This window comes from Terriglobia bacterium (assembly GCA_036496425.1).
Lineage (GTDB): Bacteria > Acidobacteriota > Terriglobia > 20CM-2-55-15 > 20CM-2-55-15 > 20CM-2-55-15.
Genome location: DASXLG010000266.1, coordinates 1 through 12,700, shown reverse-complemented (window position 1 = coordinate 12,700; position 12,700 = coordinate 1). Strand labels below are relative to the sequence as shown.

Here is a 12,700-nt window from a genome sequence, read left to right as displayed (position 1 = left end):
TCCATGCACTTCGGCAAGATCACCTTCGACGTGGACGAACGCGGCGAAGTCGGCATGCTGTCGCGCAATATCGTGGTCCAGGCTTCGCCCGACGCAGACCAGACGCTCTTTGGCGGCCACATTATGGCGATGAACGGGAGCAAGATGTTTGTCGAGGGCGTCGAGCTCAATCGCATGGGTCAGAACATGCATCTGGCCCGGTATCCGATCCATTGGCATCTGATCGGCGATGCGCAAGGGCAGTACATCAAGAACTCGGCCATTCACGACACCTACAGCCGCTGCGTGACGGTGCATGGCACAAATTTCCTGGACATTGAAAACAACGTAACCTACAACAGCATTGGTCACTGTTTCTTCCTGGAGGACGGCGTGGAGCACGACAACCAGTTCGTGCACAACCTGGGGATCCTGACCAAGTGTCATCCGGAAGCGCCGTGCGTCCCGACAAACCTCGCTGCAGCCGGAGAACCCCGAGCGGGAGGGAATGGCCAGAATGCCAAGGACATCCTGCTTCCCTCGGACAACACGGCGGCGACTTTCTGGATCACCAATCCGGACAACATCTACCGGGATAACGTGGCCGCGGGTTCCGACGCGAACGGCTTCTGGATGTCATTGCCGGAGCACCCGACGGGTAAGTTCGAAGGCACGGAGATCAGCGCGAAGACCTGGCCACGTCGAACGCCATTCCGTGAGTTCAAGGGCAACGTCGCCCACTCCAACTACGACTCGTTCATGTTCGACCGAAACGTTGGGCCTGATGGCCATTTCGGTGTTACCGGCAGCTCGCAGACCGGCCATGAAAATCCCGCTGACGCGAACAGCACGGCGGTGGAATCGGTCTTCCAGGATCTCACCGCCTACAAGAACCGGAATGGCGCCATCTGGGGCCGCGGTGAGATGCACGTATTCAGGAACGTGAAGCTGGCCGACAACGCTAACGGCTTTACGCACGCGTCCGGCGAATTCGGTCGTTATGCCTTTACGTCAAAGGTCGTTGACTCGCTGTTCGTGGGCGAAACCGAGAATATCGGCAACCCCAGGACTGACGCGGAAAAGGCCTACGGCCGCAGCTTGCCGAAGCCCGAAATCCCGGATTACCCGATCCACGGCTACGAGTACTACGATTACCGTCATGATGTGGTGAATACCACGTTCGTGAATTACCAGGACAACGCCACTCGCAAGTCGGGAGCGATAACTGTCCTGTTTTATGCCAGCTTCGGGGTCAGCTCCAACAACGCCGTCGATCACGTGAAATTCGTCAACGCTAAGCCGGTGTATTTCCCGCCGATGGAGCGTAAGTGGGCCAACGATAATGGAGGCAGCACGGCCTATAAGACCGCCGCGATCCGCGACCACGACGGCTCGTTCGGCGGCGGTCCCGAGTCCTACGTTCTCATCAATGACGGCGTCCACGACAGCATCGCAGTCGACACAGGAGCCTGTGAGATTAAGCCCACCTGGAACGCTGCGGTGTGCAAGGGTGATGTTGGGCGCATGAATGTTGGCGGCGGTGGTGGCGGCGCTCGTGGCGCAGCTCCTGGAGCTGGCGCACGTGGCGCTCGCGGCGCGGCTGCTGGTCCTGGCGGAGCTGGCGCTCGTGGTGCAGCTGCTGGTCCCGGCGGAGCTGGTGCTAGAGGCGCAGCTCCTGGCGGTGCTGGTGGTCGAGGCGGAGCTGCTGCTGCACCTGCTCAGCCGCCGATCGTTCTGAGCCGCAATGGCAAGGAGTACACCATAACCTCAGGCACCGTACGAGCCGGTACCGAGATCAAGGTAACCACCGAAAGGCCGAACGTGTCCCTCTCCCTGACGGAACTGGATCGCGGCTCGTGGGTGATCTTTGAGCTGCCGGGATTTACCGCCGCAGCCTCGGGTACGCCTCAGGACAGCCTGGATGCGCTGCGCAAGGCCAGCGACACCTCGTACTTCAAGGACAAGGATGCACTCTGGGTCAAGGTTGTCTCCAGCGGTGACAGCGGCAGAGGCGCCCCTGGTGGTGGAACCAGCCTACAGGTCAGCCGGTAAGCTGAACCCTGCTACATGAGCAAGGGTCCCCGGCGCACGCCGGGGGCTCTTCAGTGTGCCGGCTCTTGCCCCCGGTCCGGCAGCGGGCGGATTCCCGGCGGCGAATCGGCACAGGAGCGTCAGCCATAACAAGGTCGGCGCGAATGCTCAGCAGATCGCTGCGCTCTCCGGCGCTGCCATGCACTCGCGAGCCAAAAAGCCCCAAAGACGCAACTCCACCCGGCAAGCATCCCTCCGTTCCCCTCTTGTTGGGCAAAGCCGAGTTTTGCTCGTCCCTCAAAACAATGAGTGGCGTGGACATCCCCGCCTTTCAAGGCGGGGATGTCCGACGATCAAAACGTTAGAACGCGAGGGCGGGCGCGAAGCGCGAGTCCGATAGGGCGAAACAGTAATAGCGGTTATCAAGGAACCGCGCAGCGCACCTTATTTTGTTGAAGTTACTAACCGCCCCTCTTGGAAAGGCGGGGAATGTCCATCTATCGATTTTTTGTGCAAAGCCTACAGATACCATGCGCTCGCCCGACGCCGGATGATGCGCCGGTTAGAGGGTGGCGCGGACCGCGGGACGGCTTCGGCAGGTTCCTTAAGATGTAGGCGAAAACAGACTTCACACTGTTAGTTGCTGCCAGCCAAGTCATTTCGTAAACCGCTTGAACCAACCGACAATGGCCGCATCCCGCTCCTCCCGATGCTGCGCCGCTTCATGAATATCATCGTCGTACACGAGTAGCTGATATTGCTTATGCAGCGCATTGACCTTTCCGGCGAAGGCGAGTGCCTGGGCCACAGGAACTTCATCATCCTGCCCGCCATGGATCATCAGCAGCGGTACATTCACTTTCTCCGGCCTTTCAGCAAGGGCGGGGGACTGGCGCTTTATGGTGTTCAGCGCATCCTGCAAATCATAGACGGCGCCAACTACCGCCGCCGCGTTCACGACCGCGCCATGCCGAAGGGCAAGAAAGGTCATCATGCCGCCACGGGAAAGGCCATAGAAGAAGACGTTCTTTGCATCGGCATACGGCAAGCCAGCGGCGATGGCCAGCAGGTTGGTCACATCATCCACATCCGCGCCACCAAGTTCCTCCCGGCCTTCTCCACCATCATTTCCCCGCTACTGTGAGGCCAGAATGATGAATCCGCCGGAGGCTAGCTGATAAAAGTTCCAGGATGTTCGAGGCGTCAATCTTGCCAACATCCAGCAGACCGCCACGGTTGTAAATGATGACTGGATACCGCTTGTCTTGCATAGTGCGAGGCTTGACCAGGAAGCCCACGACCTTCAGCCCATCACTGAGGTATTGAATCCTGAAACATTCAATAATGCGGCTGTTCTTAGCGGCATCATATTCGCTCTGGGTGTAATACCGCTTCACGAACGCCGCCTGAGCTTGGAACGTGGTGAACGGGCATGGCGATTGGCTCACTATCGCTGGTGTCTGCGCCATGCACGGCATTCCGGCTCCAAAGAATGCGATCAGTAGAGATAAGAGGATGCACTTCTGCTGCATACGATGCCTCACAGATTACAACGACTCTTGATTGAGTGGGAAGCAACCGCTCTGCTTCCTGGGTTTGACGGTATGACATCCAAGGTTGCCTGCAAGTGGTTATCCGGAGTCACGGCACGGTAGATGTGCTGCGTGTCATGCGCGGACTGCCATCCGGTCTGACCGATAGCGCAATTCAGGCGATCCAACAGTGGCAGTTCAGGCCTGGACAGAAGAACGGCAGAACGCCGACATCGCTTTGACCATGTGACAGTCATGCTGACTCCGGTGCGCACAGGCCCTGGCGAATTTCTTGTCACCCGTTACGCAGCGTTATACACTGACGCCCCGAATGAAGTTCCTCAAACTATCTGCGGCCACCGGCATATCCCTTCTCACAGGTCTCAGCTCGTTCGCCGTCTTCGGCGTTATGTTGCCGATCTGGAGCATGATCCTGATCCATGGCCGCCATGAAGTGCAGTATGCTTCAGCGGATGGCGGCATCATCAGTCTGACCTTGCCTGTCGTTGGCGCCGTAGTACTGATTGCCCTGTTCCCATTCGGCGCGTTTGTCTATCGGAAGCTGTCCCACTAACAGCTTGCATTGGTCCGAAGACACACCACGTTGGATGCCTTGAATCGCGCAAGCATCGACATGCACATGCGGCCATTTGCACTTTCATCGCACATCACGTGCGATGGTCACTCGAGCAGGCGGTCTTCCCATAGCTGTTGTTCTTACGGGAAGGACTGTAATTCCCTCGTCGGTTATGCGCTCCAGCGGTTCGGTCGATGCGACAATCTGCTTCTTCAGCTTTATTTCCTCCGAGAGAGCCTGCAGTCCTTTCATATCGGCTGAGGACACCCGCTTCGAAGCCTTCACTTCGATGCCGATACGATCTCCAACGAGAAAATCGACCTCATAGCCTTAGTGAGTGTGTCCGCTTGTACATTCTGCAACATCATTGCCATATTTCAGAAATTCGGCGATACCGAAGCGCCTTGCGGCAAGTCTTGTACGATTACTTCGCCTGGGCGACCACGACAACGATGTCGCGCTACCATCAGACCGCCGCTGATGTACCGAGCGGCCTCAGAGTCCCACACTGGTCCTGGGACGGACTCCAGACATAACATTCAACCGTTTTGTCGCCGCGATCTTCCGGCCCTTCGTGCTGCTCTCGCCATGACCGAGCTCTCGAACCCAATAGCGTTACCGTTTTGTACGATGCATTTTGCGGAAACGCGCGGGAGTTTCGCGCCGGGTAAGACGAACAAAGGTTCGAAGAGCCTCGTTTACAGCTTTGGCGTCAGGAAAGATCTCAGCAACATCCGGATCGATCCGGACCACATTTGTTCCTTCAGCGTAGCGTGCCCCGGTGACTCCACGGATCGCTTTGGAAAAGTCGTATTCTTCGCGCATCGTAATAACAGACAACCAAAAGACGAAACCGGCTCGATAGGCCAAGGACCACGTAGCGTGCTTCAGTTATCGAATGATCCGGGTCAGGCAGGTTCATCGACAAAGGAATCGATTGGATCGCGGTGCAACAACCTCTTTCCCGGGGGCTTCGGCCCCCGGTTTTTTTCCACCCAAACAATTCAGTGGAGTGCATCAAGCGGTGGGTCTCACCTCGACGGTCTCTTGCGGAATGACCTGCACCTGTTCTTTAAAAATCGTTTGCCCCTTGGTGTCGCGCAGCTCGATGTCGTGGTTTCCGGCGGGCAGTGAAAACTTCTTGAGGTCTTTGATTCGACCTGCAAAGCCACCGTCGACGTAGACCATAACGTCCTTCCGCTTCGTGTCGATCTTTACTTTCCCTGAAAGCCGCGGTTGTGGGAAGCCGGCGGCTGGATAGCCGGGGTAAGGAGAGGCCGGCGCGCGGACCACGCCCGGTGTCTGGGGAAGCGGCGCCTGCGAAGGCGCGGGCAACGGCGCCGGCCGCGGGGCGGACTGGGCTTGGGCAGGCGGCAAGGCATTCAGCAAAAAGGTTGCGGTCCGTTGATCATAACAAGCCCAGCCTTGCGCCGAGCCGTCCGGAGTGGTGTAACGCTGTGGACTGTCGCAGGTAAAGGCTTGCATTCCGCCTGCAGCGTTTCGGACATAGGCGCCATTCGCCGGCTGACTATTGACGATGATTTGCTGGGCAATACGCCCCGGCGGAACCGGAACTTGCGCGAAGACGGGAAATGCGAACCCGCCGGCCAGCAACATAAACGCCCCAGACCGCAAAAAAATGTGACTGACTCTCAAAACAGAATCCTCCTTCAGTCGACGGTACCAACCGTGGCAACATATTTGGACTCCATAAATTCCTTTTCGATTGGCTTTGCACAAAAATCCAGGGTTCGCCGAGATTTGCTGTGGTTCGGTCTATCAAGCTGTGATCGAGTTAGCGCCGGAGGGCGCGAAGCGCGAGCCCGACAGGGCGAAGCACTAATACGCGAAGCGCGAGCCCGACAGGGCGAAGCACTAATAAAGGTTATCCAGGAACCGCGTAGCGCACCTTATTTGTTGAAGTTACTAACCGCCCCGTCTGCGCCGCTAAGGAACGGGACCGTTTTATTGGTGGCGCAGCCACCCCGCCTTGGAAAGGCGGGGAATGTCCACCTCTTCAACTTTATGTGCAAAGCCCGGCCGGGGCTACAGACGAACAGCCCCCTACGGCCTGAATTCATTCACAGCGCGCGGTCTTAGACCGCGCCTGCAGGTTCCTACCGTTCCGGCATCAGGATGACCTTCACATACCGGTCGGTGTCGAGATAGGTCTGTGCGGCATCGTAGAGCTCGGCGCCGGTCAACATCTTGATACGGTCCGGCAGATTGGCGATCGCGGCGAGATTGGCGGTGTCGCCCTCCTGGTACCGGCGGGTGATCTCGTTCAGGAAGTAGCTGTTGTCCTGACTGTTCCGCTCGAATTCGCGCAACAGGCCCTGGCGAACCAATGTCATTTGCATTTCCGACAACCGTATGGCCTTGAAGGACGCAATCTCGTCGAACACGCGGCGGACCAGCGCGCCGGTCTGCGCCGGATCGCAGGTCCAATCGATCCGCATGACGTACTGCGGGTGCGGAAACTTCCCGATGTCCGGTTCTGCCGTGATGCTGTAGGTGCCGCCCAGTTCCTGACGGATGGTTTCGAACAGCCGGGACTCCAGGATTTCCGTCATCGTCCGCAGCGCCAGGGCATGCGGATCGTCGGGCTCGAATGGTCCGGAAAACACGATCGCCACTTCGCTTTTCGGGGCGATGCCTTTTTCGATCGTCTTCTCGACGATGCCGGACGGCAGCGTGATGCCGAGGTCGCGGCTGGTCTCGTGGGCGTGCGTCGCCGGAAGGCTGGCAAGGTAGGTCTCGACCAGCGGCCGGATGGTTTCGGGCGTGAAGCTGCCGACGAAGACGAAGGTGAAATTGCTGGCGTCCGCGAAGCGCGCTTTGTAGAACGCCAGCGATTTCGCAAGACTCCACTGATCGACGTTGGCCGGGGTCTCGGGCCGCCGCCGCGGACTATCGCCGCTGAACGCGGCGTCGATCGTCTGATTGAACACGACATCCGGGCTCGCCATCCGGTTCGCCAGGAGAGCGCGCGCCTGCGAGGCGACCGCGGCGAATGCCGTCGGATCGGCGCGCGGCTGCGTGAACCGCAGGTACAGCAGCTGGAACATGGTCTCGAGATCCGGAGGCGTGCTGCCGCCGCGCAGCCCTTCGGCCAGCTCGTTGATGAACGGCACGACAGCGACCGCCTTGCCCGAGAGAATCTTGTCGAGCGTGACGGCGCTCAACTGTCCCAGGCCGCCCGCCGAAACGACTTCGCTCGCGACACGAGCCGGAATGAACTCGGCGTCGGTCGCAAGCGACGTCCCGCCGGGCGCCACGGCCTGGAACAGGATTTGATCCTCCCGCAGCGTCGTCGGTTTCAACACCACGGTTGCGCCATTCGACAGCGTCCACTCGGTGATTCCAGCTTCCGGGTGCGGCGTTGTTTTGACGATCGTGCCGGCCGCCGGCTTCGACGCCATCAGGGTCTGCCCGGCCGCCGTGTCGACGTATGCCGTCAGCCGCTTCGCCGTCGCGGCGTTCACCGTGGCCGTGAGTTGCCGCTGGTCCGGCAGTACGACGCCGGCCGCGTCGGGCGCTGCGACGACCACCAGCCGATTGTCGTCGGGAAACCAATCCCCCGCCAGCTTGTTGACTTCGGCCAGCGTGATGCCGGGGAGGAAACGGCGATGGAATGCGAGTTCCTGCCAGATCGTCGGCAGCGCCTCGGATTCGAGGAAGTTGCGGGTGTATTCGTCGGCGCGGCTCGCCGAATCGCGGTCGGGACTTTCGGTGACGGCGCGCTCATAGTCGAGCATCATCGCCTGCTTTGAGCGGGCAAGCTCGGTCGCCGTGAAACCGAACCGCGAGAGCCGCTTCAGCTCGGTGACGAGTGCGGCCAGGCCGCTCGTCACCCCATCATTCGATACGACCGCCTGCAGCACCGCTTCGTCCCGTGTTCGCGGGGCCGGGAACAGTTCGCGGCTGGCAGCGGCTCTCCCGAACGGTGGATTCGCGCTGCGGGCGAGCTCGTCGAGCCTGGCCCCGAGCATGTCGGAAAACAGCTGATCGATCATGATCTGGCGGTAGCCGCCGACCGATCCCTGGTTGCGAGCGGGCCGCAGATCGCTGATCTGCACCGCCGTTGAGGTGGCTTCCTTATCGCTCACGATCGCGTAGCGGGTGCCGCGGTGCTCGGGCACGTCGAAGTTGGGACGCGGCCGTTCCGGTGACGGCGCGGAGAGCGACCCGAAGTGCTCCTTGATCATAGCCACGACGGCATCGCGGTCGACGTCGCCGACAACGATCACCGCCATCAAGTCGGGGCGGTACCAGTCGTGGTAGAACCGTATCAGTTGTTCCCGCTGCGCGTGCTCGATAGTGTCGGGCTTACCGATGGGCGTCCGATCGGCATAGCGTGATCCGGCAAGCTGGATTCCGAGCAGTTTGTCCTGCGTGCGTTCATCGGCGTCGAGATGTAAACGCCATTCCGCCTGCACGATACCGCGCTCGCGGTCGATCCCGCTTTGATCGAAGGTGGCGCCCTGCGCCCAATCCTCGAGCACAAGCAGCGCACGATCGAGAACATTGGCCCGGTCGGTCGGGATCCGCAGAGTGTACTGGGTATCGTCGTAGCTGGTCGCCGCGTTCGCATCCGGGCCGATGCCGAGACCAAGCAACGACAGGAAATCCAGCAGCCCCTGCTGCGGAAAGTGCCGGGTGCCCTCGAATTCCATGTGTTCAACGAAGTGCGCCAGCCCCTGCTGATCGTCGTCTTCCAGAACCGATCCGGCCTTGACGACGAGCCGCAGCTCGGCGCGGTGCGCCGGCTTGCCGTTCGCGCGAATGTAATAGCGGAGACCGTTGGGCAGCGTCCCCACCAGGACGTCGGGATCCACCGGCATCGACTGCGGCAACGCATATGACGCCACCGAAGCGGCGGACGTTTCATGCAGGTCAGACGGAGCCTGAGCGGCTGATGCGATCGCCATGACGGCGAGGAGCGCCAACGCCAGGAAAAACGGGTTTCGAAATCGGGTTAAAGTCACCCCCTAATCCTACCAGAAGTTTGGACCCCGGCCAGTCGCCCCGCGGTCAAGCTCTTATGCGCCTGATTTATTTATATTTTAGATAAGCGCCAACGCTCCTTCCGTTGTAACAACTTTTCTGTGGTTTGATTCTTCCCGATTGTGGTACAACGCGATCTCCGTCCAGTAACAACTGAGCTTCGTCGGACAGAGCAAATTCTGGCCGCCGGGAGTGCGGCCAATCAGTACAACTCCATGCGCATGTACGGATGCATACGCAGGCAACTTTTACAATTCAGGAGAACTCAGTGAAACAGAAATTGATTGTAGCGATGGTGCTTTCGGTCTGCCTATTCATCGGAACAACCGCATGGGCGCAGATTAGCACTGCGGCGAGTAACTCTACGCAGGGCGGCCCCGGCTGTCAGAATCTCCCGAGCTGGTCGGCTCTACAAGCGGCTCTGATCAGCGCTGTAACGACCGAGACCAGCGGACTGAATAACAACATGTGGGCCACGATCGTCAGTCGCGATGGAACCGTTTGCGCGGTCGCCTTTTCCGGCAATTCCTTCGGAGCGCAGTGGCTGGGCAGCCGGGCGATTGCGGCGCAAAAAGCAAATACTGCCAATTTGTTCAGTCTCGATAGATCTTCGGTTGCCAACGCGTCAGGGCAACCGAACGGCCTTTCCCTGTCGACGGCGAATTTGTATTCGGCCGTACAGCCCGGAGGCAGCCTGTTTGGTTTGCAGGAAAGCAATCCGGTGGACACCAGTGTGGCTTATGCCGGTGACTCCAAACATTACGGCGACCATAATGATCCGATGGTCGGCAATAAAATCGGCGGCGTCAATGTATTCGGCGGCGGGTTGTCGCTCTACACGGGCTCGGTTCCGAATCAGCAACTCGTCGGCGGACTTGGGGTCAGCGGCGACACTTCCTGCGCCGATCACATGATCGCATGGCGCGTGCGACACAATCTGGGCCTGGACCACTTGTCCGGCGTCGGCGGCGTCAGCGGGGATCCCATGCATCCGGATAACATCATTTACGACATCACGCCCAATCCTTCCGGCGGGACCGGTAATAGCGCCAGTGGATTCGGCCATCCGACATGCATCAATACCGGGGATCAGACCGCGCTTCCCCCGGTCCGGTAACATTTCAACCGTAAACGCGATCCGGGAACGGAACACAAGAAGCACAAGGAGCAGGCTCGCAGCCTATTTTTTGTGCTTCTTGTGTTTTGTTTTGTGTGCGCGTTTTGTGGCGCGAAAACCGTCACTGCACTACACTGATGCGCCATGGGACGCGCTTTTGGATTCATTATGCTGGTGGTGGTGGTCGGAATCGGCGGCTACGTCTACATGAAACAGGCGCAATCGATAACCGCGATCGGCTCCAATCCTCAAACAACTATCGATGTCACCGGCGTGCGCAACGACCTGCTTGCGTTGGCCAAGGCGGAGCGGCAGCATTTCGCCTCCACCGGCAAGTACGTTACACTCGACGAACTTCGCACCAGCGGGGACCTCAGCGCGATGCCGGCCCGGCCGAACTATTCCTACTCCGCGGAAGCCGCCGAGTCCTCTTTCAAAATTATCGCCGTTTACTCCGGCCCGGATCCTAAAGCGCCGAAGCGCCTCACCGTGGACGACACGATGGCTTTGACGACTGAATAAGAAATGTAAATTGGATCAATTCGAGATTTCTTCATTGCTTCAATTGTCGTCTACTTCGGGCGGCTGATTCCGCCCGGCGGAATGTGTACATGGATGCGGACATCGCCGGTGATGAGCCGCGCGTCACGGGCATTGAATAGCCAGTTCCACAACCAGTTGATCAAAACCTGCAACCGATTGCGGAAGCCGATAAGTGCCACGATGTGAATCCCGCCCCAGAGCACCCAGGCAAAAAAGCCGCCGAATTTGAAGCGGCCGATTTCGACGACCGCTTTCGATTTCCCGATGACGGCGACCGTGCCTTTGTCGTGATAGACGAAAGGCTTGCGCTGCACGGCGTCGGAGCCGTTCCGCAAAGCAAGGGCGAGCATCTCTCCCGCATACCTGCCCATCTGGATACCGCCCTGCGCCACGCCGGGAACCTGTTTGCCGGTGTCTGCGGATCTCGCGGCGGCCAGATCGCCAGCGACAAAAACCTCAGGATGGCCCGGTATGGTCAGGTCCGGGCCGACAATCACGCGCCCTGCGCGATCCGTGGGAACCCCAAGAGTCTTCCCCAGTGAACTGGCTTTGACACCCGCCGCCCAGAATACATTCCGGACGGGAATGAATTCAGCACCAATGGAAATGCCTTCGGGGGTCACGTTTGTCACCATCGCATTCAGACGGACTTCGACGCCCAGGCGTTCCAGATCATTCTGAGCGCGGATCTGTAACTCCGGAGCAAACGCAGCCAGCAACCGCGGCCCTCCTTCGAAGATGATGACGCGCGTCGTGCGTGTGTCGATATGGCGATAATCCCGAGGCAGAGTATGGCCCGCAATCTCCTTGATCGCGCCGGCCAGTTCGACTCCGGTTGGCCCGCCGCCGACGATGCCGAAGGTCAACACGGCGCGGCGCTCCTCGTCGCTTCCTTCATATTCCGCAGTTTCGAACGCCAGCAGAATCCTGCGCCGCAACTCGATGGCGTCCTCAATGTTTTTCAGGCCCGGCGCGATCGACGCCCATTGGTCATGGCCGAAATAGGTGTCCGTCGCGCCTGCCGCCAGAATCAAATAGTCGTATGGAGCCGAGGCATCACCGAAGATCAGGCGGCGGCCGGCGACATCGACTGCCGTCACCTCTCCCAGGACAACCTGACAGTTCTTTTGCCGCCGCACCACTTTGCGAATCGGGGCGCTGATATCTGCGGGAGACAGCGAAGCCGTGGCAACCTGATAGAGGAGCGGTTGGAAAACATGATGATTGCGGCGGTCGACCAGCGTGATCCTGGCGGGAGCATGCGCCAACGCCTTCGCGGCAGCCAATCCCGCGAATCCCCCACCCACGATAAAAACCATCGGCAGAGACTGTGGAGTCATGCCTGATTCCAGTACCCGCAAAGCTAAGCTTTGACGTTTTTTCGCGGCCGTTTCGGAACGAACGCCAGAAAGCGGCGCGGGTTGTCGACTGTGATTCCGTGCAGCACCTGATCACTGACGCCGGCGGCTTTCAGCTTGGGCAGGAAAACGGTCATCGTTTTACCGTAGCCGCTCGAGGTATCCGCCGAAAACATCAGATGATCGGCAAAACCTGCCTCGATGAGCGCCATGACCATCGGCACCTGTTGCGCGTCGCCATTTCCACCCTGGCGATCGAAACCGACGAACGCGCCGCGTCTGCAGATCTGCTTGTGGACGTACACGTTGTTATCCACCAGATTCCCGAGATGTCCGATGACGACGCGGTTCGGGTTGACGCCCTGGTCCTCGAGGATATCGAGCTGCTCGATCGCCGATTTGCCGGGAATTCCGGTGTGCGTAAAGATCGACATGTTCGTCGCGGCATGCGCTCTGCCGACCGCGCGGAAGACCTTGCGTTCGTCGGCCGTGATCTCATCCCACGAACCGATCTCCCCAAAGACACCAACGGTGTCGTCGTCCACCTGCTTGATGA

At 59.4% G+C, this 12,700-nt stretch carries 9 protein-coding genes and 1 pseudogene; 4 read left to right on the top strand and 6 right to left on the bottom strand.

The window, feature by feature from the left end; genetic code table 11:
* A partial coding sequence (locus VGK48_19350; protein HEY2383336.1) for a hypothetical protein occupies positions 1–2,031 on the top strand: 2,031 nt, incomplete at its 5' end.
* 634 nt (positions 2,032–2,665) lie between these two features.
* Here VGK48_19350 and VGK48_19345 read toward each other — a convergent pair.
* Positions 2,666–3,112: pseudogene (locus VGK48_19345) on the bottom strand (prolyl oligopeptidase family serine peptidase).
* 22 nt (positions 3,113–3,134) lie between these two features.
* Complete coding sequence (locus tag VGK48_19340; GenBank protein ID HEY2383335.1) at positions 3,135–3,542, bottom strand: hypothetical protein; 408 nt, start codon at positions 3,540–3,542, stop codon at positions 3,135–3,137.
* Positions 3,543–3,873: 331 nt separating this feature from the next.
* Between VGK48_19340 and VGK48_19335 the strand changes: the two genes are divergently transcribed.
* Positions 3,874–4,116, top strand: coding sequence for a hypothetical protein (locus VGK48_19335; GenBank protein ID HEY2383334.1), 243 nt, complete (start codon positions 3,874–3,876; stop codon positions 4,114–4,116).
* 1,020 nt (positions 4,117–5,136) lie between these two features.
* Here the strand turns inward: VGK48_19335 and VGK48_19330 are convergent.
* Together VGK48_19330 and VGK48_19325 are read right to left on the bottom strand one after the other, a co-directional pair.
* Entirely contained in the window at positions 5,137–5,736 is a 600-nt protein-coding gene (locus tag VGK48_19330) for a hypothetical protein (GenBank protein HEY2383333.1), read from the bottom strand.
* Positions 5,737–6,236: 500 nt separating this feature from the next.
* Positions 6,237–9,107, bottom strand: a complete 2,871-nt coding sequence (locus VGK48_19325; GenBank protein HEY2383332.1) for an insulinase family protein — start codon at positions 9,105–9,107, stop codon at positions 6,237–6,239.
* Between the two features lie 287 nt (positions 9,108–9,394).
* On the opposite strand from VGK48_19325, the gene VGK48_19320 reads away from it, so the two are divergent.
* Together VGK48_19320 and VGK48_19315 are read left to right on the top strand one after the other, a co-directional pair.
* Positions 9,395–10,243 (top strand): heme-binding protein, encoded by an 849-nt coding sequence (locus VGK48_19320; protein HEY2383331.1) that lies wholly within the window; start codon positions 9,395–9,397, stop codon positions 10,241–10,243.
* Positions 10,244–10,387: 144 nt separating this feature from the next.
* Complete coding sequence (locus VGK48_19315; GenBank protein ID HEY2383330.1) at positions 10,388–10,765, top strand: hypothetical protein; 378 nt, start codon at positions 10,388–10,390, stop codon at positions 10,763–10,765.
* Between the two features lie 50 nt (positions 10,766–10,815).
* Here VGK48_19315 and VGK48_19310 read toward each other — a convergent pair whose 3' ends face one another.
* The gene (locus tag VGK48_19310; GenBank protein HEY2383329.1) at positions 10,816–12,126 is read right to left on the bottom strand and encodes an NAD(P)/FAD-dependent oxidoreductase; all 1,311 of its coding nucleotides are present in this window, start codon (positions 12,124–12,126) and stop codon (positions 10,816–10,818) included.
* A gap of 23 nt (positions 12,127–12,149) precedes the next feature.
* Positions 12,150–12,700 (bottom strand): hypothetical protein (locus VGK48_19305; GenBank protein HEY2383328.1); only part of this gene is annotated, 551 nt, incomplete at its 5' end.

Coding starts and splice junctions, on each gene's coding strand:
- VGK48_19335 (HEY2383334.1), top strand. CDS start 3,874: ATGAAGTTCCTCAAACTATCTGCGGCCACCGGCATATCCCTTCTCACA.
- VGK48_19340 (HEY2383335.1), bottom strand. CDS start 3,542: ATGCAGCAGAAGTGCATCCTCTTATCTCTACTGATCGCATTCTTTGGA.
- VGK48_19310 (HEY2383329.1), bottom strand. CDS start 12,126: ATGACTCCACAGTCTCTGCCGATGGTTTTTATCGTGGGTGGGGGATTC.
- VGK48_19315 (HEY2383330.1), top strand. CDS start 10,388: ATGGGACGCGCTTTTGGATTCATTATGCTGGTGGTGGTGGTCGGAATC.
- VGK48_19330 (HEY2383333.1), bottom strand. CDS start 5,736: ATGTTGCTGGCCGGCGGGTTCGCATTTCCCGTCTTCGCGCAAGTTCCG.